This is a genomic window from Streptomyces sp. NPDC003042 (genome assembly GCF_053591315.1).
The window spans coordinates 99772-121699 of sequence record NZ_JBSFTP010000009.1; the positions used below are offsets into that span (position 1 = coordinate 99772).

Genomic DNA, 21928 nt, shown 5'->3' on the forward strand with positions numbered 1-21928 from the left:
CAATCACACCCACGTCCGGGGACGGAAACGGTTTGCCCGCTCCACCAGTTCGATCCTCTCCTCGCCCCGCTGTGCCAGCCGAGCGAGGACGCGGTACGAGCGCTCCAGGCCGAAGCGCAGCCCCCGCTCGTCCAGTTGACTGCCGAGCAACGAGGTCCGGCCGGGGTCGGCACCCCGGCTACCCGACAGTACCCAGTCCAGGGCCGAGCCCAGAACCTCGGTCGCCAGCCGCTCCCGCCGCTGCGGGTCCAGGCCGAACCGCCGTAGCGCCTCCACCTGGTCGGAAGCCGCCGCCAGGTCGCCCAGCAGGGCCTCCTGCGGGGACCGGTCGCGCAGGCGTGCCCGTACGGCCGCCACCCGTGCGGCGGTGTAGTGGATCGAGGCCTCCGGTACGGACTCCAGCGTGCGCACGGCGCCCGCCCGGTCACCGGCGGCCAGTTGCACGCGGGCCAGCCCGAAGGCCGCGCTCACGAAACCGGGGTCGGTGATCCAGACGAGCCGGTAGTACTCGGCGGCGTTGTCCAGCTGTCCGAGGACCTCCGCGCACAGCCCCAGCGCCAGCTTCGGCGCGGGCTCGCCGGGGAAGGCGTCGTAGATGGCGTCGAAGGACAACGCCGCCGTCTCGTTGTCCCCGGCGGCCAGCGAGGCGATCCCACGGGCCCACACCACCCGCCAGTCGTCCGGATGCAGGGCTTCCAGGTCGGCCAGGGCCTCGCCGGCCACGGCCAGTTCACCCAGCTCCAGCCGGGCGCGCAGTTCCCGCAGCCGCAGTTCGGCGGAGTCGGCCGGTGCGGAACCCAGGGCGCCCAGCAGGTCGGCGGGTGCGGAGGCGAGGAGTCCGGCCAGGAAACCGGCGTTGGGGTCGGACGGGTCCACCAGCGGCACCGGCAGGGCGAGGGCCGTGCCGCGTGCGTCGAGCCGCGCCAGGCCGGCCGCCGCCGACACCGCCGGGGGCGGGGCCACGGGGGTCGGCGCGGGCCCGGCCGCGGCAGCCGGAGCCGCCCGCGGGCCGGGCACCGGCGCACCGGCCACATGCGTGGCGGTGGACCCGAGTCCGGACACCCCGGCGCCCCCGGCGCCCCGGGACGACGGAGGCCAAGGCCCAGGTCCGGCAACGGCCGGTGACCCGGTCGCGGGACCGGCGGACACCGGTCCGCCCCGCGACGCGGATACGGGTGCGCCTCCGGGCGCGGTCGCGGCCACGGCCGGTGAACCGGCGCGGGCGCGCGCTCCGAGCAGCCCGCCCCGCCGGGAGACGGTCCGCGCCCCGAGCCGGGACACCTCCGCTCCCGGCGTGTCGGCGTACAACTCGGTGTCCGGAACCCGCAATTCCGGCCCGAACAGCGTCGACAGCTGTGGTCTCGGCCGCCCCGTCTGCAGCGCGACCACCTCCCGCAGCACACCGGTCAGCTGGTCGGCCATCTCCTGCGCGGACGCGAACCGCCGCCCCGGATCCGGATCGGTCGCCCGTACCAGCAGCCGGTAGAAGGACTCGTACCGCCCGAACACCTCGATGTGCTCCGGATCCGGCAGCGAGTCCACGAACACGTTCGTGTAGCCCTGGAAGTCGAAGGTCAGGACCGCCAGCGTCCGTGCCACCGTGTAGAGGTCCGAGGCCACCGACGGGCCCACCTCCGCCACCTCGGGCGCCTGGTAGCCCACCGTTCCGTAGATGGCCGACTCCTCGTCGTCCATCCGCCGGACCGCGCCCATGTCGATCAGCTTCAGCTGGTCCTGCTGCTGGATGGCGTTGTCGACCTTGAAGTCGCAGTACAGGAGGTTCCTGCTGTGCAGGTGACCGAGGGCCTCCAGCGCCTCGATCCCGTACGCGCACGCCTGCTCCACGGGCAGCGGATCCCGCCTGCCGTCCGGCCGACGCCGCTCGTTCGCGATCTCCTTCAGGGACTTGCCGCCGACGTACTCCATGACGATGTACCCGTCCAGCGAACCCGTCCGCTGGTCCAGGTGCTCCACGAAGTTGTAGATCCGCACGATGTTGGAGTGCTCGATCTCCGCCAGGAAGCGCCGCTCGGAGATCGCCGCCTCCATCGCGTCCTGGTCCCCGGTGTCCAGCAGGCCCTTGAGCACCACCCACCGGTCCGAGACCGCCCGGTCCACCGCCAGGTAGACCCAGCCGAGGCCGCCGTGCGCGAGACAGCCCGCCACCTCGTACTGGCCGTGCACCACATCGCCGGCGCGCAGCTTGGGCACGAAGGAGTACGGGTGCCCGCACTTCGTGCAGAACCCCTCCGTCCGGCCCGGCCGCTCGCCCCGCGCCCGGCCCACCGGCGCCCCGCAGTCCGAGCGCGAGCAGAACCGCTTTCGCTCCGGCACCTCCGGATTCTCCAGCACCGCCGCCGCAGGATCCGGACGGGGCACCTCCGGCACGTTGACCAGCCCGGCACCCAGCCGGCCGCGCCCCGAGGAGGAGGCCGCCGAACCCGAACTGCGCACCGACACCGAGCGGGTGGACGCGGCGCCCGACAGGGCGCGCGACAGCCGGCCGGACACCGAGCGGCGCGAGGAGGAGGAGCGGGAGGAGCGTGACGAGCGCGCCGAGGCCGAGGACCGCCCGGAACCCTGTGACCCCATGGAGCCCCGGGAGTCACCGTGCCGGGCCGCGCTCGTCATCCCCGTCGGCGGCGACACCAGCTCCCCGGCGCCCGCCGCGATCGCGCCGACCGGCGCCAGCCCGCAGGTGTCGCAGTACAGCTCGCCGCCGCCCATGTCCTCGTACGTCCCCGGACACCCGGGGCGAACGCACGGCGTTTCGATCAGGCTCATGCGTCCTCCTTCCCCAGCCCGTCGGGCCGGTACTGGTCCAGCGGGTGTCTCTCGGGCGGTGGTGTCGACGGGGGATGGGCGGGCTGCGGCGGAGCCAGCGCCTCGGCCGCCGCCTGCTGGTAGCGAAGGACCGCCTGTCCGGCGGCCCGCAGGTCGCACGGCGCGCTCCACAGCATCCGCCGGGCCACGTCGTACCGCTCGATCAGCAGCGGATCCTCCGCCATGCCGTGCCGGGCCACCTTCGCCTTGTACGCGTCCAGCCGGCCGCGCAGCTCCGCCCGTACCGCCAGGGGCGCCGTCACCGCGGTCAACGATTCGCGGGCCCGCCGCAGTTCCTCCTCGGCCCGCTCCTCCAGGGAATCCAGCAGCGGGGACAGCCGGTGCCACTGCGACTGCCTGCGGTACTCGGCAGCCGCCGCAAGCTGTTCCTGCAGGGCCGTCGGCGGTCCGCTGACCGCCGGCACCTCCGACGCGGCGATCTTCGCCAGCACCTCACCGCGCGCCGTCCGCGCCTCCGCCAGGGTCCGGTCGGCCCGCGACAGCAGGTCCCGCAGGCTGATCAGCCGCTGCTCTGCGTCCTGCCTTACGGTCAGGACCGCCTCGACCTCCCGCCGTACGTCGTCCAGCGCGCGTGCGGCCCGGTCGTAGCGGCCGGTGTCCGGTCGGCCGCCACCCGGGGCGGAACTCCCCGCCACCGCCGACCAGAAGGCCAGCGGGTCGGCGATGACCTGCTCCCGCAGCTCCGCCAGCTCGGCGGTGATCGCCTCCAGGTCGTCCCCGGACGGGTGCTCGCCCGGCCGGACCCCCACCGAGTGCGCCAGCGAACGGGTCCGGTGCAGCTCGGCGCCGAGCAGGTCGATCCGCGCGGGCAGCGCCGACCACACCGAGTCGGCGGCGACCACCACGTCCAGGGAGCTCGCGTACAGCTGGTTCATCCGGGCCACCAGCTCGGCCAGCGAGAACCGCTCCGTCAGCGCGGCGCCCCCGACCCCGGCCCCGGCGATCAGCACGCCGGGCCCGCGCAGCCGCTCCGTGAGCTCTGCCAGGTCCGTGACGCTCGGCCAGCGGCGCCGCTCGCGGATCTTCCGGGCGGCGGCCAGCGCCCCGGTGTAGGCGTCGAAGTACGTCCACAGCCGGGTGATCGACGCGTCGGCGGCGGCCCAGCGCTCCTTGGTGACCCCGGTCAGCGCGGCGCCCTCCAGGAGCCGGCGACCGGCATGGTCCTGGAGCGCGAGCAGCGAGGTCTCGACGGCCTCGTGTTCCGCGGCCAGCCGCGCGAGCGCGCGGTCGACCTCGTCCCGGTCCATCACGGCCGGCCCCGCCCCCGGAGGGCTCACGTACGGTTTCGCATCGGCCATGGCCTCATCCGTCCCGGTACTTGGGCGCGGGCGGCGCGGCCGCCTTGGGCAGCACGTTCTCGAAGTGCTTCTTGTAGGCCGTCAGCCACGGGCTGCTCTCGCCGCCCGCGCGGTAGTTCTCCAGCACCTTGTTCACGCGGCGCACCAGGTCGGAGGCGTCCTTGTTCATCGCCACCCCGTAGAACTCGCGGGTGAACGGCGCGCCGACCAGCTGGACCGACGGGTCCTGCGCGGCCTGGCCGGCGGCCAGCGCGTTGTCCGTGATGATCCCGTCCACCTCGCCGAGCTGGAGCCGCACCAGGCAGTCCAGCTGGTTCGCCACCGAGACCGGTACCGAGCCGAACGACTGGGACTTCAGCGCCGCCTCCGCCGTGGAACCGGCGGCCGTGCAGATCCGGCGGCCGTTCAGCGAGGCGTCGTAGCCGGTGATGGGCGAGCCCTTGGGGGCCAGCACCTGCTGCCCGGCCTCGAAGTAGGCCGTGGAGAACGCGACGTCCTCCAGCCGCTTGCAGTTGACCGTCATCGTCCGCACGACGATGTCGACGCGGCCCTCCTGGAGCGCCGGAACGCGCTGGCTGGTGGGGATCGCCCGGTAGATGACCAGGTCCTCGTTGCCCAGGATGTCCTTGGCGATGGCCTTGACCAGGTCGATGTCGAAGCCGTCGAGGTGGCCGTCCGGATTGCGGTAGCCCCATTTGAAGCTGTTCTGGTCCACGCCCGCCACGAGCTTGCCCGCCTTGCGGATCCGCTCGATCGTCGGGCCGTCCAGGCCGGAGGGGCGCAGGCTCGCCTCCGGGTCCGGGCAGGTGTCGGCCGGGGCCGCCGGCGCCGCCGCCATCGAGGCGGGCACGCGCACGCTCGCGGGAGGCCGGCCGGCGTCGGGCGCCGCCTGGGCCAGCGGCAGCACGGCCGCTGCCGTCACCGCGCAGGCGGCGGCCATCGCGCTCACCCCGCCCCAGCCGCGCAGCCGCCCGGCCGCCCGCCGCACCCGTGCCACCGCGCGGGCCCCGGAGGTCCCGGATCCCTCGCCCTGTGTCCGTCCTGTCCGCTGTATCCGCATCGATGTCACCTGTACTCCGAAAGCCGGCGGCCGATGCCGAGGAGCGCCGCCGCCGCGCCGAGGAGCGCCAGCACGGCCGAGCCCGTCACCAGCCCGCCCAGCGCGCCGAGCCCGCCACGGGCCGCCTGGGTGAACTCCTTCTGCTCATGGGCCACCGCCTGCTCCAGGGAGGCGTCCACCGTGTCGAACGAGGCCCCGCTGCTGTCCTTGTGGTCCTTGTCCCCGATGACCTGGGGCAGGGCGAGCTCGTAGTCGCCCTTCATGTCGGACTCCCGGGCCGCCGCGTGCCGCTGCTTCCACTGCGTCACACCGGCGGCGGCCTTCGTGACCGGCTCCCGGCCCTTGGCGTCGTCGGCCAGCCACAGCGCGGTCGCCAGCCCCGCGTCCAGCTGTTTCATGTTCTTCTCGTAGTCCACGTCGTACTTGTCGGACTTGTTGTCCTCGGCGAGTACGGCGCCCCGCGCGATCAGCGTCAGGTTCTCGTTGGCGCGCGCCTGGAGGGAGGCGATCCGCGCGTCGTTCAGCACCTTCAGCGACTCCTGCCCGTCCGCGCGGGCCTCGCTGAGTCCCGACCGCGCGACCGTCTGCCCGACGGTCAGCCACAGCAGGACCACCACCGAGGCGGCCGTGGCGGCCAGCAGGCCGTGGTTGAACACGCGGTTCGTGCGCAGGTAGTTGCGCCGCTGGGCCCACACCAGGGCGCCGAGGGCGAGTACGCCGGCGCCCGTCGAGGCCAGCGGCCAGGACCGCGCCTCGTCGTAGTCCGTGTAGAGCCGGCCCGTCTCCGCCTCGTAGAGCCGCTGGGCGGCGGGCAGCAGCACCGTGCTCATCTGCTCGTTGGCGTACCGCAGGTACGCGCCGCCGAGCGGCAGGCCCTGCCGGTTCGTCGCGCGGGCCTGTTCGATGAGGCCGGTGTAGCGGGGAAGCTGCTCACCGAGCAGCGCTATCTCCTTGCGGGACTCCCCGCCGGCGCCGGTGTTGGCCGCGGCGTTGACCAGCAGGCGGGAGGCGTTCGCGATGTCCTTCTCGTAGCGCCCGCGGACCTCGCGAGGTTCCTGCGCGCCCGCGAGGAAACCGCTGGAGGAGGCCGTGTCGGCGTCCGCGAGCGAACGGTAGATGCTCGCCGCGTCGGCGCTCAGCGGCTGGCTGCGTCCCACCACGTCGTCAGCGGCGGTGGTCCGGCCGGAGATCTCCCAGACCGTCACCGCGCCGAACAGCAGGACCAGGGCGGCGAGTACGGCTCCGATGATCCGCAGCCGTCCCGGTTCGGTCGTCGCCGCGGCGCGCAGCCGCTCCACGCCCTCGGCCCAGGCGGTGCTCCGCCCGGGCGGCGGCGCGGCCAGCCCCTCGCCCGGATCGGCCCGCCCGGCGGCAGGCGCGGAGGCACCGCCCCTGGGCGCGGGCGTACGTGTTGTGATCGCCACCGTGACCTCCCCCTCGGTCGCTCTGCTCCGCAGCAGTATGGCCGTAGCGACGGCTGCCCACAGCACCTGGTGCCCGATCTTGGGAGATCCGCCCCCGAGCACGCCCCTGAACACGCCCCCCGAGCGCGCTCTCGAGCCTGTCCCCGAGCCCGCCGCCGGTCCCCCTGCGGTCGCCCCCGTCGCCCCTTCACCGTCAATACGTCCGGGCGCCCGCCACGGTTCCAGATCTGCCGCTTGTCGGGGCAGGTTCAACCGAAATGGGTACGGAGTTTCGTACGGGCTTCGGCCGGCGCCCCCAGCGCGTCCAGCCCCAGCAGACCGGCGCCCAGCACCGGTGGCGCCACGACCACCGACACGCGGGCCCGCGGGGCGCGTTCGGCCAGCCCGGCCTCGATCCGGTCGTTCAGCTGCGGATGCCGGGCCGCGAGGACGCTGCCGCCCAGCAGTACGGGCGCCTCCTCCTCCAGCAGGCCCAGCCGCCCCAGCGCCACCGAGGCCAGTGACACCACCTCGTCCGCCTGCCGCTCCACGATCGCCGTGGCCACCGGATCACCCGCCGCCGCCACCGCGAACAGCACCGGGGCCAGCTCGTGGACGCGCCGCCGGGGGAGCGAGCCCAGGTGCAGTGCCTCGATCAGCTCCGCCATCGAGTCCAGCCCGAAGTGCCCCGGCACGGCGGCCGCCAGCTCCGTGGGACCGCCGCGCCCGTCCTCCGCCCGCGCCGCCCACCACAGCGCCTCCTCCGCCAGGCCGCCCCCGCCGCCCCAGTCGCCGGAGATCGTTCCGAGTGCCGGGAAGCGGGTGGTGCGCCCGTCGGGCAGCATGCCGACGCAGTTGATCCCGGCCCCGCAGACCACCGCGACGCCGCGCGGCCCGCCGCCCGCCCCGCCCACGGCCTCGTCCACCCCCGCCCGCAGGATCGCGAAGGTGTCGTTGCGCACGTCGGTCGCCGCACCCCAGCCCCGTGCGCCGACCGCTTCGGCGAGCCGGCGTTCCTCGACCGGGAGGTCCGCGTTGGCCAGACAGGCCGAGACGTGGTCGGCGTACGGCGCACCGGGCCGCAGCGCCGGCAGCCCGGCCGCCTCGACGGCCTCCGCCACGGCCTGCTCGAGCACGTCCACGGCCGCCTCGACGCCGACCCGGGGCGGCTGGAAACCCCCGGAGCGGCCGGCTGCGAGCACCGAGCCGTCGGCGCCGATCAGGGCCACGTCCGTCTTGCTGTTGCCGGCGTCGACGGCCAGGACCGCAGCCCGGTTCAGGCCCATGCCAGGTGCTCCTTGTTGTGCGCGAGGAGCCGGTCGGTCAGCCCCTCGGCCAGATCGAACTGTCCGACCAGCGGGTGGGCGAGCAGCGCCTTGAACACCCGCTCGCGCCCGCCGCGCAGCGCCGCGTCCAGCGCGAGGTCCTCGTACGCCGTCACGTGCGCCATCAGCCCGGCGTAGAGCGGGGCCACCGGGGGGACGGGCAGCGGTACGGGTCCGGCGCCGTCGACCCGCGCCTGGACCTCGATGACCGCGTCGTCCGCGAGGAACGGCAGGGTGCCGTCGTTGCGGGTGTTGACCACCTGCACGGCGCCCCCGCCGTCGCCCAGCAGGGCCGCCGCCAGGTCCACGGCCGCCTCCGAGTAGAAGGCCCCGCCCCGCCGGGCCAGCAGCGCGGGCTTCTCGTCGAGCGCGGGATCCCCGTACAGGGCGAGCAGCTCCCGCTCCATCGCGGCGACCTCGGCGGCCCGCGAGGGTTTGGTCCCGAGCTCCCGGACCACCTCGTCGTGGGCGTAGAAGTAGCGCAGGTAGTACGAGGGCACCACGCCGAGCCGGTCCAGCACCGCGCGCGGCAGGTGCAGGTCGGCGGCGATCGCCTCCGCGTGGCCGGCCAGCAGCCGCGGCAGGACGTCGGTGCCCCGCGGTCCGCCGAGGCGCACGCCCGTCTCCCACGTCAGGTGGTTGAGCCCGACGTGGTCGAGGTGGATCTCCGCGGGCGCGACGTCCAGCAGCGCCGCGAACTTCCGTTGGAAGCCGATGGCGACGTTGCACAGCCCGACCGCCTTGTGCCCGGCCTGGAGCAGCGCCCGGGTGACGATGCCCACGGGGTTGGTGAAGTCGATGATCCAGGCGTCGGGGTTGGCCCGCCGGACCCGCTCGGCGATGTCCAGGACCACCGGAACCGTGCGCAGCGCCTTCGCCAGCCCGCCCGCACCGGTGGTCTCCTGCCCGACGCAGCCGCACTCCAGCGGCCAGGTCTCGTCCCGGAGCCGGGCCGCCTGCCCGCCGATGCGCAGCTGGAGCAGCACGGCGTCGGCGCCGGCCACCCCCGCGTCCAGGTCGGAGGTGGTGGTGACCAGCCCCGGGTGCCCCTGCCGCGCGAAGATCCGCCGGGCCAGGGCGCCGATCAGCTCCAGCCGCTCGGTGGCGGGGTCGATCAGCACCAGCTCACTGACCGGCAGGGTGTCGCGCAGCCGCGCGAAGCCGTCGATCAGCTCAGGGGTGTAGGTGGAACCGCCGCCCACCACTGCGAGTTTCATCGTCGCTAGCCTTTCACTCCGGTCAGGGTGACTCCCTCGACGAACGCCTTCTGGGCGACGAAGAAGAGGACGATCACCGGTGCCATGACCAGCACGGTCGCCGCCATGGTCAGGTTCCAGTTGGTGTGGTGGGCACCCTTGAAGGACTCCAGTCCGTAACTGAGGGTCCAGGCGGCCGGATTGTCGGAGGCGTAGATCTGCGGGCCGAAGTAGTCGTTCCAGGCAGAGAAGAACTGGAACAGCGCGACGGCCGCTATGCCGGGCTTGGCCATCGGCAGGACGACGCGCAGCAGGGTGCGCACCTCTCCGCAGCCGTCGACGCGGGCCGCGTCCAGGTATTCGTCGGGGATGGTCAGCATGAACTGGCGGAGCAGGAAGATCGAGAAGGCGTCGCCGAACGCCATCGGGATGATCAGCGGCCACAAGGTGCCCGACAGGTCGAGATGCTTGGCCCAGAAGAGGTACATCGGGATGACCACCACCTGCGGCGGCAGCATCATCATGGCGATCACGAGCAGCAGGGAGAGCCGCCGCCCGCGGAAGCGGAACTTGGCGAGGGCGTACGCGACCGGCACCGAGGAGACCACGGTCAGCAGGGTGCCGAGGCCCGCGTACAGCAGGGTGTTGCGCCACCACGTCAGGAAGCCGGGGGTGTTCCAGACGGTGGCGTAGTTGTCCCACTCCCAGGTGCGCGGCCACAGCTCGCGGGTCAGCGCCTGCTGGTCGCTCATCAGGGAGGTGAGGAAGAGGAAGACGAAGGGCAGGACGAAGAAGAGCGCGGCGGCGACGCCCAGCGCGTGCACGCCGATCCAGTGCAGTACGGCCCTGCGGTGGTGGCTGCGGGCGGGGTGGGGGCTGCTTCGCGTGGTCGTCATGCGTCCGCTCCGATCAGTCCGCCGCGGCGGCGCATCAGGAGCGCCGTGCAGGCCATGGAAAGGGCGAAGAGGACCAGCGCGACGACGCAGGCGGTGCCGTAGTCGAAGCGCTGGAAGCCGAGGTTGTAGACAGCCTGCGGCAGGGTGAGGGTCGACTTGTCGGGGTAGCCGGGCTCGAACTGCTGGCCCGAGCCGCCGATCACCCCGGACGCCACCTTCGCCGCCACCAGCGGCTGCGTGTAGTACTGCATGGCCTGGATGACCCCGGTGACCACCGCGAACAGGATGATCGGGGAGATGCTCGGCAGGGTGATGTGGCGAAAGCGCGCCCACGCCCCGGCCCCGTCCAGCTCGGCGGCCTCGTACTGCTCCTTCGGTACGTCGAGCAGCGCGGCCATGAAGATGACCATCAGGTCGCCGATCCCCCACACCGCGAGGACGGTCAGCGCCGGTTTGGACCAGTCGGCGTCCGTGAACCAGCCGGGGGCCGGCAGTCCCACCGAGTCCAGCAGGGAGTTGACGGGGCCGGTGCCGGGGTTGAGCAGGAAGACGAAGGCCAGGGTCGCGGCCACGGGCGGGGCCAGGTACGGCAGGTAGAAGAGGGTCCGGAAGATCCCCGCCCCCGTCTTGATCTTCGTGATGAGCAGGCCGGTGCCGAGGCCGAAGGCGACCCGGCAGGCGACCGTCACCACGACCAGCCACAGGGTGTTGCGCATCGCCGGCCAGAACAGCGGGGAGTCCGTGAAGACGTAACTCCAGTTTTCCAGGCCGTTGAAGACGGGCGGGCGGAAGCCGTCGTACCGCGTGAAGGAGAAGTACACGGTGGACAGCAGCGGGTAGGCGAAGAAGACCGCGAAGCCGATCAGCCAGGGAGACATGAAGGCCGCGGTCCGCAGCGCGCTCCTGCGGTGCCTCGCCCGCAGGGCGGGGGTGCTCGTACGGGTCATCGGCCGGCTACTTCGCCTTCGCGATGTCCGTGTCGATCTGCTGGTCGGTCTTCGCGAGCCCGGCCGGTATGTCGGCGACGTCGCCCTTCTCGACCGCGTACGCGAAGTCCTGGAAGGTCAGCTGGTAGGTGCCGCCGTCGGCCCGGGCCGGGGTGGTGCTGGACTTCGGGTGCCGGGCGATGTCCAGGAAGGTCTTGAACTCCGGGGTCACCTGGAGGTTCGGGGACTCCAGGGCGGCCAGCGTGGAGGGCACGTTGTGGATGGAGTTGGCGAAGGCCACCACGGCCTCCGTGTCGGTGGTCATGTACTTGACCAGCTCCCAGGCGGCGTTCTGCTTCGTGCCGGCCGAGGCGATGCCCATGATGGTGCCCGAGAGGTAGCCCTTGCCGTAGTCGGCGGCCTGGTCGTCCGGTACGGGCAGGGGCGCGGTGCCGATCTCGAACGGGACCCCGGCCTCCTTCGCCATCGCGAGCCGCCACTCGCCGTCGATCTGCATGGCGACCTGGCCCTTGTGGAAGGGGTGCTCGGCATTCCACTCGTCACCGAAGGTGTTGCGGAACCGCTCCAGCTTCTCGTAGCCGCCGAGCTGCTCCACCAGGTCCTTCTGGGCGGTCAGCATCTTCGCGAAGGCCGGGTCCTTGGCCAGGTTGGACCGGCCCTGGGCGTCGAAGTAGGTGGGGCTCCACTGCGCGGCCAGCCGCATGGGCGTGGTCTCGTAGCCGTGGAAGGTGGGCATCAGGCCGACCTGTTCGTACGAGTCCCCGCGCGGCTTCGTCAGCTTCCGGGCGACCTCGGTGAACTCGCTCCAGGTCTTCGGCGGCTCGGTGATGCCGGCGGCCGCGAAGGCGGTCTTGTTGTAGACGAGGCCGTAGGCGTCGTTCAGCAGCGGGAGCGTGCACTGGTTGCCGTTGAACTGCGTGTATTCCAGCAGGGTCTTGGGGAAGACCTTCGCCTTGTCGACCCCGGACTTCTCCAGGAAGGGGTTCAGGTCGGCGAAGGCGCCGGAGTTGCAGAACTTGCCGACGCTGTCGGTGGAGAAGGAGGAGACCACGTCGGGGGCCTTGTCCCCGCCCGCGCGCAGCGCCTGGTTGATCTTGGCGTCGGTCATGTTGCCCGTGACCTCGACCTTGATGTTCGGGTGCGCCTTCTGGAAGCGGGCGATGTTCTCCTCGATGGCCTTCACCTCGCTCGGCGCGGACCAGCCGTGCCAGAAGCGGAGGGTGACGTCCGCCTTCGGATCGTCGGCGACGGCGGCGCCGCCGCTCTGGCCCGTGCAGGCCGTGGCGAGGACGGAAAGGGCGGCGAGGAGGGCGGCTGTGGTGGTCAGGCGTCCGGTCGTGGGGGGCATGGCGGAACTCGCTCTCTGCGGGAGGGGCTTCCGGTGAAGAGTGCCAGTGGGGTGGTGACGTGACGGAAGGCAGGGCGGGTCAGCGGGAGGTGTCGAAGACTTCCTCACGGGTGGCGGCCAGCGCGCTCTCCAGGGCGCCCCGCAGGACGGGCCGTTCGCGGACCTCGCCGGTGACCAGGCGGGGCCGGGAGGGCGCCAGCTCGGCGAGTTCCTCCTCCAGCAGCGCGCGCAGCGGATCGCCGCCCGCGGTGATCGCGGCTCCGGACAGGACCACGATCTCCGGGTCCAGTACGGCGACCAGCGAGGCCAGACCGGTGGCGAGGACGGTGGCGTACGACTGGAGGAAGCGCAGGTACGGGCCTTGCGGCTCGGCGGCGGCCCGCTGGAGCAGCGCGACCCCGACGGCCACCTGCCCGCCGGGCGCGGCCCCGCTTCCGGCGGCCTCGATCTCGGTGGCGTCGACCTCGCACATCGCGGCGAGGCGGGGCAGGACCTGTACGCCGGCCAGCTCCTGGTAGCCGCCGGTGTTGGCCCGGGTCACCTGCCGGACCAGGGGGTGGCCGGGCACGGGCAGGAAGCCGACCTCGCCCGCGCCGCCCGTCCAGCCGCGGTGCAGCCGGCCGCCGAGCACCAGGGCGGCGCCCAGGCCCTCCTCGTTCCACAGCAGGACGAAGTCCTCGTGCCCGCGGGCCGCGCCGAGCCGCTGCTCGGCGAGTGCGGCGAGGTTGACGTCGTTCTCGTACTCCACCGGCATGGGCAGGGCCGCCGCCAGCTCGTCGAGGAGGGTGGGGGAGTGCCAGCCGGGGAGGTGGCTGGCGTAGCGCAGCTGGCCGGTCTGCGGATCGAAGGCGCCCGGCGTGGCGATGACCAGGCGGTGCAGGTCGGAGCGTTGGAGCCCGGCGGCCCGGCAGGCCCCGCCGAGGGCCTCGGTGACCTGTGCGACGGCGTCGGCGCCCTCCGCGTAGGGCAGCTCGAAGCTGCCGGTCACCGCGCCGGTCAGGTCGGCGACGGCGGCGACCACCCGTTCCGGGGTGACGTCGAGGCCGCCGGCGTACGCGGCGCGGGCGTTGAGTGCGTAGAGCTGGGCGCTCGGTCCGGGGCGGCCGCCGTCGGTGCCGGTGGCCTCGACCAGCCCGGCGGCCTCCAGGCGGGCCAGCAGCTGCGAGGCGGTGGGCTTGGAGAGTCCGGTCAGGTGCCCGATGCGGGTGCGGGACAGGGGGCCGTGCGTCAGCAGGAGCTCCAGGGCGGCGCGGTCGTTCATGGCGCGCAGCAGGCTGGGCGTTCCGGGCGTGGCGGCGGGCATGGGGCGGTCTCTCCCTCACCGAGGTGAATTGTTAGGTAAGTTTCCTATCGCTGTGTGACCGGTGTCAATGCCGCTGCCCCGCCGGAAACGACCGGCGGGGCAGCGGGTTGGTGTGCGGGCGGGCGCAGGGGCGTGCGGGAGCGCCTACTTCGTGATGCGGGGGGCGCCCGGAGCGGCCGCCTGCGGGATCGGGGCCGTGGCCAGGGACTGCGGGGAAGCCGGGTTGGCCAGCGCCGACGGCGCGGCGACGGCGGCCGACGGGTCGGCGCCCTCCTCGGCCTCGTCGGCCGCCGGCAGACCGCCGACGATCCGGATGCCCGCCGCGTCGAAAGCCTCCTTGATCCGCCAGCGCAGCTCGCGCTCCACGGCGAACTGCTGGCCCGGCATGGTCTTCGCCGACACCTTCACGGTCATCGAGGCCAGCAGCACCTCGTCCAGGCCCAGCACCTCCACCGGGCCCCACAGGCGCTCGTCCCACGGCGACTCCTTGGCCAGGGCGTCGGCCACGTCCTGGACCACCGCGCGGATGAGCTTGAGACTCTCGGTCGGCTTGACCTGGACGTCCACGCCCGCCGTCGCCCAGCCCTGGCTGAGGTTGCCGATCCGCTTGATCTCACCGTTGCGGACGTACCAGATCTCGCCGTTGTCCCCGCGCAGCTTGGTCACGCGCAGCCCGACCTCGATGACCTCGCCGGAGGCCACGCCCGCGTCGATCTTGTCGCCGACGCCGTACTGGTCCTCCATGATCATGAACACGCCGGAGAGGAAGTCCGTCACCAGGTTCCGGGCACCGAAACCGATCGCCACACCGGCCACACCCGCACTCGCCAGCAGGGGGGCCAGGTCGATCTTCAACGCGGCCAGGACCATCAACGCGGCCGTGCCGAGGATCAGGAAGGAAGCCACCGAACGGAGTACTGATCCGATGGCCTCCGAACGCTGGCGGCGCCGCTCGGCATTGACCAGCAGCCCGCCGAGGGCCGTGCCCTCGACCGCCTCGGCGCTGGAGTTCATGCGGCTTATCAGCTTGGTGAGGGCCTTGCGGACGACCGAGCGCAGCGCCGCCGCGATCACGATGATCAGCAGGATCCGCAGGCCGATGCTCAGCCAGGTGGCCCAGTTCTCCTCGATGAAGCTCGCGGCATTGGTCACGCTTTCGGCGGCGTCGTCGGTGGTCGCTGCCAACGGGAGCAGAGTGGCGGGCGAGGGCACGGCAGGAACCTCCAGGCATAGCGGCCTGCCCGCGGAAGGGGGGGTGCGGGCAGACCAACCACACTAACGGGGCACAAGCCCGACCTTGTTGCCGTGTTCGAGGGAGAGACCAGACTCACCTGGGGAGAAGGAGAGTGTGGTTGAAAACACCTCGGACCCGTTACGGGCGCGTGGTGGCGCTTCGACCAGCCGTAAGGGGAGACTGGAGAGCAGATCGTCCCGGCGCGAGCCACGCGCCGCCGGCGTACAAGGAGGCAGTCCGTGCCGCACGTCCTGGTCCTCAACGCGTCGTACGAGCCGCTCGGCGTCGTACCGCTCCGCCGCGCGCTCGTCCTCGTCCTGGAGAACAAAGCGGTCTCCCTCGAGGAATCCGGCGCCTTCCTGCACAGCGCGACCAGAGCCGTCCCCGCGCCCAGTGTGGTCCGGCTCAAGCGCTTCGTGCGGGTCCCCTACCGGGGGCCCGTTCCGCTCACCCGCCGTGCGCTCTTCGCCCGTGACGGTGGCCGCTGCATGTACTGCGGGGCCGTCGCGACGAGCGTCGACCACGTCGTCCCGCGCAGCCGGGGCGGCCAGCACGCCTGGGACAACGTGGTCGCCGCGTGCCGCCGCTGCAACCACGTGAAGGCGGACCGGCACCTGCTCGAACTCGGCTGGCGGCTGCGCCACCAGCCGGCCCCGCCGTCCGGACTGGCCTGGCGGATCATCGGAACCGGCCACCGGGACCCCCGATGGATGCCGTACCTGGAACCCTTCGGGGCGGAGGACGCCCTGGAGCGCATCGGCGCCGCCTCTTAGCTCCGCCGGTCCCAGGGGTACTCCGGCCCGGCGCCCCCGACTCCGCCGGCCCACCCTCCTCCGGCTGCGCCGGGCCCCTCCGACCGTGCCGGGCCCTCCTCGGCTTCGCCGGTACTTCCGTCCGGCCGTGCCGGGCCCTCCCCGGCTTCGCCGGTACTTCCGTCCGGCCGTGCCGGTTGTCCTCCGGTTGTGCCGGGCCGTGTTCCTCCCGGCTTCGCCGGTGCGGCTTCCCGGCTGTGCTGGTCCGCGCTGCTCCGGCTCCGCCGGTCCTGCTTCCGGTTGTGCCGGGTCGTGTTTCTCCGGCTTGTTTTGCCCTCCGGCTTCGCCGGGTCCCTTCCGGCTTCGCCGGTACTTCCGTCCGGCTGCGCCGGTTGTCCTCCGGTTGTGCCGGGCCGTGTTCCTCCCGGCTTCGCCGGTCCGAGCTGCTCTGGCTCCGCCGGTCTTGCCCTCCGCTGCGCCGGTGCTTGCCCGGCTTTGCCGGTGCTTCGCTCCGGCTGAGGCTGTCCCTCCTTCCGGCTGCGTTCGTACGCCCCTCGGGCTGTGCTGGGAACCGTTTCTGCCGCTGTGCCGGGCCGTGGCCCTGCGGTTCTGCCGGGTCAGGAGGTCCGGCTTTTCCAGCCTCGCCAGGGGGCATCCCGGACGGAGTCTGGGGGGCTGAGGCGCGGAGCCCCGGGGAGCCCGGGGTTCGGCCCGGTCCGGTGGCGGCTGGTCAGGGGGTGATCGCGTGGGCCGTCGCGGACCAGAGGCTGCAGCCGAAGGGGGTGGCACGGGTCACGCACGTGACGCGGAGGAAGCGGGTATCCGGGGTGGTGTCCAGGCGGACGGTGTCCACGCCGCCCCGCGAGGCCGGCTCGGCGGCCGTGCGCCAGGTCACGCCGTCCGGGGAGGTCTCCACCCGGTAGGTGGACGGGTACGCCTCCTGCCAGTGCAGGGTCAGCAGGCCGATCCTGGCCGGGGCCGCCAGTTCCGCCTGCCACCACGCCCCGTCCACAGACGGGGACGACCAGCGGGTGGCGGCGGAGCCGTCCAGCGCCGCCGACGCCGGGAACTGCGGGGCCTCGTCCGCCGACGAGGTGGCCCGCGCCGTGCGCAGCAGGTCGGGGCCGCCCGTACGCGGGACCGCCTGGACGGTGAGGGTGCGCGACTCCCCGTTGAAGGTGACCGGGACCTGGTAGGTCCCGGCCGGGGTGCCCGCCGGGACGGTGACCTCGACCGGGACGGTGATCTTCGTGCCGCGGGGCACCACCACGTTCGCCGGGACCCGGACCTCTACCCCGGCCGGCGGGGCCGCCGACAGGGCGCCGCTGACCTCGCCGGGGCGCAGGGCCGCCAGTTCCGCCGACACCCGCCGCGTGGCGCCGCCGATCTCGGCCTCGGTCCGCGCGCCGTCGGCCAGCTCGAAGCGGGCCTGCGGACCGTCCGCGAACCACGGCACCACCCGGTGGACCGCCGGGGCCGCACCCGCCCACGACAGCCGGACGGCGTCCGCCCGCAGGCCCACCGTGTCCGTGTGCGTCCACCCGGACGCCGCCGCCTCGCCGATCTTCCGCCAGCCCTCGCCCGGTACGTGCGCCTCCACCGCCGCGCCCCGCACCTCCGGCGCCAGCGGGTCCGTCATGACCGTGACCGCCGAGACGGGCCGCGCGGAGTCCAGCCGTACGGTCCAGGAGCCGGGCGCCTGCCGTACGGTCCCGGCGGGCCGCGCCGCACCGGTCCAGGCGTCGGACTCCGCCGCCGCCCGTTCCAGGAAGGGGTCCAGCACGGCCGTGTCCACGCGTGCCCCGCCCGGCTCGGCCAGCGCGCGCCGCGCCGCCGCCAGGTCCCGTGAGGCCTGCCAGGCGGCGTTTCCGTCCCCGCGGGCCTGGGCCCGCAGCAGGTCCACGGCCAGCTCGCCGGCGGCCCCGTAGCTCGAGAGCCGCTCCAGCCAGGGGCCGGCCTCGCCCGACAGGGCGGGCAGCCGGGCGGAGGTTTCCCGGAGCACGGTGAAGGCCGCCCGGAGCTTGTCGCCGGCAGCCGGGTCGCCGGCGGCGCGGGCCCGCCAGAACTCCTCCACCAGCGGCTTCAGGTACGCCGACTGCTCCTGCTTCAGCCCCGAGGAGGCGGTGTTCCCGGCCAGGGCGGCCAGCGCCTCCCGGGTCCGCGGGTCGGGACCGGCCAGCTCGCGCACGGCCGCCGCCCAGGACTCGCCGGGCCGGTAGCCGCGCGGGTTCCACGCGTAGTCGGCCGCCGTGAAGACCGGGATCCGCGACAGGGTGCCCTGCGGCATCGAGTTGGTCAGCAGCCCCGCCGAGCCGCTCGCCACCGCCGGTTCGCGCCCCGCGTACGGGCCGAGGAAGATCCGGCCCGGGTCCCAGTCGTTGACCGGGTAGTTGTCCATGGTGACGACCGGGTGCCCCAGCGCGGAGCGGGCTCCGGCCAGTTCCTTGCCGGTGATGGTGCGCGGCACGACGCCCACGCCGGTCCACGCCACCTCCACCCGGGCGTCCAGCGCTCCGGCGAGCGCCGTCCGGTAGACGGTCGCGCCCTCCTGGTAGTACTCGGTGGGCAGCAGCGACAGCGGCGCGGCCCCCGGATGCCGTGCGGCCATGTGCGCCGCCAGCTCGCCCGCGACCTCGGCGTGCGCCTTCGCGGCCGCCGCCGGACCGGTCCCGTACCGGACCCGGTCGGCCCGGCAGCCCCACTCGGTGTAGCTGACGTCCTGGAACTGCACCTGGAACGCCCGGAAGCCCAGCTCCCACATCGCGTCCACCTTGCGCGCCAGCGCCGCCCGGTCGTCCGCCGAGGCCAGGCACATGGACTGCCCCGGGGCCACCGCCCAGCCGAGGACCACCCGGTTGGTCCGGGCCCGCTCGGCGAGCGCCCGGAACTCCACCTGCCGCTCGCGCGGGTACTCCGTACGCCAGCCCGTCGTCCGGTACGGGTCGTCCCCGGGCGCGAGCAGCAGCCGGTTCTGCTTGGTGCGGCCCAGGAAGTCGAGCTGCGCGAGCCGCTGCTCCAGGGACCACGGCTGCCCGTAGAACCCCTCGGTCACCCCGCGCACGGGGGCGGCCGGCCAGTCCCGCACGAGCACCCCGGGCACCTTGCCGCCGCCGCCGGCCAGCAGCTGACGCAGCGTCTGCGCCGCGTGGAACAGCCCGTCCCCTCCTACGCCGGCCAGCGCGACCGTGTCCCGCCCGCCGGTCCGGCCCACCGCCAGCCGGTAACCGCCGTCCGGCAGGTCCCCGGCTTCGGCCGCGCCGAGCGCCCGCAGCGCCGCCTCGGCGTCCGGGCCCTGGAGCCGTACGACGAGGGCCGCTTCGGGCAGCGCCGCCCCGGGGGCCCGCTCGTGCAGGGTCCGTACGCCCGCCGCGCGCAGGGCCGTCCGTACGACCTGGACGGCGTACGGGTCCACGTCGCCCGGAGCCACCAGCACGGCGTCGGCCCCCAGCGGCAGTTCACGCCCCGGGTCGGCGGTCGCCGACTGCGGCCGGGGCCACACGGCCGGGCCCTGGGCGGCGGATCGCGGCGCGTCGGAGCCGGGGTCGAGCACCGGGACCGCCGCGGGTCCCTCGGGAGCGGTCGGGGCAGGCGCCGACGGCGCGGCGACGGCCCCCGGCGGTCCGGAGGCCACCGCGCCGCCCAGCAGCGTCCCGATGACCGCGACGGCCGCGGCCGTCGCCCGCTTCCTGCCCCTGAGCTGCACGGAGCCTCCCCGTCCCGAGTCGTCGCCCGCCCGTACGAACGAGCCCGAGCCGAACGAGCCCGAGCCCACCACCCGTGCGGCTGACATGTCAATGCGCGTGGGGTGATCTGACCTGGATCCGCCAGGAATGCGGGGCGGCCGACTGGGTATGGCTGCGGTGTTCCCCGGCGGTGTCCCGTCCTTCTGACCCACCCTCATGCCCTGATGCGTTGATGCCTTTAACGACGAAGGAGTGCCCGCACATGGACGACCTGGCCCGGCTCGCGGCCCTGCACGGCGTCGCCACCGCCTACCAGCCCTCGGAGGACGTGACGGTCGAGGTCCCGGAGGCCACTGTCAGGGCGGTGCTCGGGCTGCTGGGGGTCTGCGCCGACACCCCGGAGGACATCCGGGGGGAGCTGGAGCGGGCGCGGCAGGAGGCGGAGTCGCGGCTGCTGCCGCCCGTGCTGGTGCGGTGGGAGGGCGCGGAGCCGCCGGCCGAACTGGCCGCGCTGCCGCCGGGGACGCGGATCCGCCTGGACCCGGAGTCCGACGCGGAGGCCGAGACGGGGGCGGAGGCGGAGGGCGGGACGGGGCCGGACGCGGAGGCCGGGACGGAGGCCGAGGCCGGTACCCGGTCCGGCGCCGTCGAGTGGCACACCGGCCCCGCCGGACCGCTGCCCGACGCGCTGCCCCTGGGAGTGCACCGGATCACCGCCACCCTGCCGGACGGCCGGGCCGGCACGGCCACCCTGATCGTGGCCCCGGAGCGGGCCCCGGCCGCGCCCGAGCGGGCCCACGGGCTGCTCGTCCAGCTGTACTCCCTGCTCTCCGAGCACTCCTGGGGCATGGGCGACCTCGGCGACCTCGCCTCGCTCGCCCGCTGGGCCGGCGCCGCCCACGGCGTCGGCTTCATCCAGGTCAACCCGCTGCACGCGGCCGTGCCCGGCACCCCGACCGACCCGTCCCCGTACCGCCCCTCCTCCCGCCGTTTCCCGGACCCGGTCCACCTGCGGATCGAGGACGTCCCGGAGTACACCGCCTACCCCGACGGGGAAGCCCTCGCCGAACTGGCCGCACGCGGCGGGGAGCTGCGCCGGGAGGTGCTGGAGAAGGGGGCGCTGATCGACCGGGACGCCGTCTGGGCCCTCAAGCGCGCCGCCCTGGAACTGCTGTACGCCGTCCCGCGGACGCCCGGACGCGAGGCCGCCTACCAGGAGTTCCGCGCCGAGCAGGGCCCGCCGCTGGACGCGCACGCCGCCTGGTGCGCGGCCGCCGCCGGGGAGGACCCGGCGGAGCGGAGCGACTTCCACCGCTGGCTGGTCTGGCTGACGGCCACCCAGCTCGCCGCCGCCCAGCGGGCGGCCCGGGAGGCCGGAATGAGCGTCGGCATCGTGCACGACCTGGCCGTCGGAGTGCACCCCGACGGCTCGGACGTGCGGACCGGCCCCTTCCACGCCCCCGGCATCTGCGTCGGGGCCCCGCCGGACGCCTTCAACTCCCGCGGCCAGGACTGGGGGCTGCCGCCCTGGCGGCCCGACCGGCTGGCCGCCGTCGGCTACGCGCCGCTGCGCCAGTTGCTGCGCGGGGTGTTCCGCTCCGCGGGCGCCGTGCGCATCGACCACGTCATGGGCATGTTCCGGCTCTGGTGGATTCCGCAGGGCGCCCCGCCCGCGGAGGGCACGTACGTCTCGTACGACGGTGAGGCGATGCTGGCGATCCTGGTGCTGGAGGCCCACAGGGCGGGGTCGCTGGTCGTCGGCGAGGACCTCGGGACGGTGGAGCCGCAGGTCCGCCGGGCGCTGGCGCGGCGCGGGATCCTCGGCACCTCCGTGCTGTGGTTCGAGCGGGACTGGGCGGGCGACGGCAACCCGCTGGCCCCCGAGCGGTGGCGGGCCGACTGCCTGGCCACCGCCACCACCCACGACCTGCCGCCCACCGCCGCCAAGCTCGCCGGGGCCCATGTCGAACTGCGCGACCGGCTCGGCCTGCTGACCCGGCCGCTGGAGAGCGAGCGCGCCGAGGACGCCGCCGACACCGCCCAGTGGCTGGAGGTGCTGGACCGCCTGGGGCTGGACACCAAGGGCGAGGAGGCCGCCGTACGGGCCGTGTACGCCTTCCTGCTGCGCACGCCCGCCCGGCTGGTCGGCGTATGGCTGCCGGACGCGGTGGGCGACCGGCGGCCGCAGAACCTGCCGGGCACCTGGGACCAGTACCCCAACTGGCGGCTGCCGGTCGCCGACGTGGACGGCCGGCCGATGGGCCTGGAGGCGTTCACCGCCTCGCCCCGGGCCAACGCCCTGCTGAGCGCGGTGCGCGACGGCGCCGGGACCCGTACGGCACCCCCGGGCGCGCGACCGCTTTAGGTGTTCGCTACGTTTGCACCGTGGACAAGAAGAACGCTCTGCGCGCCGGCGCCGTCACGGCCGGAACGACGCTGATGATGCTGCTGATGACGTCTCCCGCCCTCGCGCTGACCCGCGACGACGGTGACGACCCGGGTCCGGGCCTGAGCATTGCCGAGACGCTCGGCCTGTACGTGGTCGCGCCGATCGTGCTGTACCTGGTCATCACGGGCCTCGTGATGGTCGGCGACAAGTCGCGCAAGACGACCACCAAGGCCTGACCGGCCGGGCCGCC

The 21928-nt window shown here is 74.0% G+C and carries 15 protein-coding genes; 3 read left to right on the forward strand and 12 right to left on the reverse strand.

The window, feature by feature from the left end:
* Positions 1–3 precede the first annotated feature (3 nt).
* The 11 genes from ACWDYJ_RS07855 to ACWDYJ_RS07905 form a co-directional block, all read right to left on the reverse strand.
* Complete coding sequence (locus tag ACWDYJ_RS07855) at positions 4–2784, reverse strand: tetratricopeptide repeat protein (RefSeq protein ID WP_451564599.1); 2781 nt, start codon at positions 2782–2784, stop codon at positions 4–6.
* Entirely contained in the window at positions 2781–4142 is a 1362-nt protein-coding gene (locus ACWDYJ_RS07860) for a hypothetical protein (protein ID WP_451564600.1), read from the reverse strand. The genes ACWDYJ_RS07855 and ACWDYJ_RS07860 overlap by 4 nt, the downstream gene beginning before the upstream one ends.
* Positions 4143–4146: 4 nt before the next feature.
* The gene (locus ACWDYJ_RS07865) at positions 4147–5082 is read right to left on the reverse strand and encodes a glutamate ABC transporter substrate-binding protein (RefSeq protein ID WP_451564646.1); all 936 of its coding nucleotides are present in this window, start codon (positions 5080–5082) and stop codon (positions 4147–4149) included.
* A 125-nt stretch (positions 5083–5207) separates the two neighbouring features.
* On the reverse strand, positions 5208–6626 hold the full coding sequence (locus tag ACWDYJ_RS07870; protein ID WP_451564601.1) for a hypothetical protein: 1419 nt from the start codon (positions 6624–6626) through the stop codon (positions 5208–5210).
* Positions 6627–6874: 248 nt separating this feature from the next.
* Positions 6875–7891 (reverse strand): N-acetylglucosamine kinase, encoded by a 1017-nt coding sequence (locus ACWDYJ_RS07875; RefSeq protein WP_451564602.1) that lies wholly within the window; start codon positions 7889–7891, stop codon positions 6875–6877.
* Positions 7882–9147, reverse strand: coding sequence for a family 4 glycosyl hydrolase (locus ACWDYJ_RS07880; RefSeq protein ID WP_451564603.1), 1266 nt, complete (start codon positions 9145–9147; stop codon positions 7882–7884). Before ACWDYJ_RS07880 ends, ACWDYJ_RS07875 begins: the two co-directional genes overlap by 10 nt.
* 5 nt (positions 9148–9152) lie before the next feature.
* The gene (locus tag ACWDYJ_RS07885) at positions 9153–10022 is read right to left on the reverse strand and encodes a carbohydrate ABC transporter permease (protein ID WP_451564604.1); all 870 of its coding nucleotides are present in this window, start codon (positions 10020–10022) and stop codon (positions 9153–9155) included.
* Positions 10019–10969, reverse strand: coding sequence for a carbohydrate ABC transporter permease (locus tag ACWDYJ_RS07890; RefSeq protein WP_451564605.1), 951 nt, complete (start codon positions 10967–10969; stop codon positions 10019–10021). Before ACWDYJ_RS07890 ends, ACWDYJ_RS07885 begins: the two co-directional genes overlap by 4 nt.
* Before the next feature lie 7 nt (positions 10970–10976).
* The gene (locus ACWDYJ_RS07895) at positions 10977–12317 is read right to left on the reverse strand and encodes an ABC transporter substrate-binding protein (protein ID WP_451564606.1); all 1341 of its coding nucleotides are present in this window, start codon (positions 12315–12317) and stop codon (positions 10977–10979) included.
* 79 nt (positions 12318–12396) lie between these two features.
* A complete protein-coding gene (locus tag ACWDYJ_RS07900; RefSeq protein WP_451564607.1) occupies positions 12397–13620 on the reverse strand; it encodes an ROK family protein in 1224 nt (407 codons plus the stop codon).
* Positions 13621–13764: 144 nt separating this feature from the next.
* Entirely contained in the window at positions 13765–14832 is a 1068-nt protein-coding gene (locus tag ACWDYJ_RS07905) for a mechanosensitive ion channel family protein (protein ID WP_451564608.1), read from the reverse strand.
* Positions 14833–15093: 261 nt separating this feature from the next.
* Between ACWDYJ_RS07905 and ACWDYJ_RS07910 the strand changes: the two genes are divergently transcribed.
* Positions 15094–15627 carry an HNH endonuclease gene (locus ACWDYJ_RS07910; protein ID WP_451564609.1) on the forward strand — a complete coding sequence of 178 codons (534 nt, stop codon included), beginning with the start codon at positions 15094–15096 and terminating at the stop codon, positions 15625–15627.
* Positions 15628–16336: 709 nt separating this feature from the next.
* On the opposite strand, the gene ACWDYJ_RS07915 is transcribed toward ACWDYJ_RS07910, so the two are convergent.
* On the reverse strand, positions 16337–19396 hold the full coding sequence (locus tag ACWDYJ_RS07915) for a beta-N-acetylglucosaminidase domain-containing protein (RefSeq protein ID WP_451564610.1): 3060 nt from the start codon (positions 19394–19396) through the stop codon (positions 16337–16339).
* Positions 19397–19551: 155 nt separating this feature from the next.
* Here ACWDYJ_RS07915 and ACWDYJ_RS07920 point away from each other — a divergent pair, with 155 nt between their 5' ends.
* Positions 19552–21654, forward strand: a complete 2103-nt coding sequence (locus ACWDYJ_RS07920; protein ID WP_451564611.1) for a 4-alpha-glucanotransferase — start codon at positions 19552–19554, stop codon at positions 21652–21654.
* Positions 21655–21674: 20 nt separating this feature from the next.
* A complete protein-coding gene (locus ACWDYJ_RS07925; protein WP_451564612.1) occupies positions 21675–21914 on the forward strand; it encodes a hypothetical protein in 240 nt (79 codons plus the stop codon).
* Positions 21915–21928 lie beyond the last annotated feature (14 nt).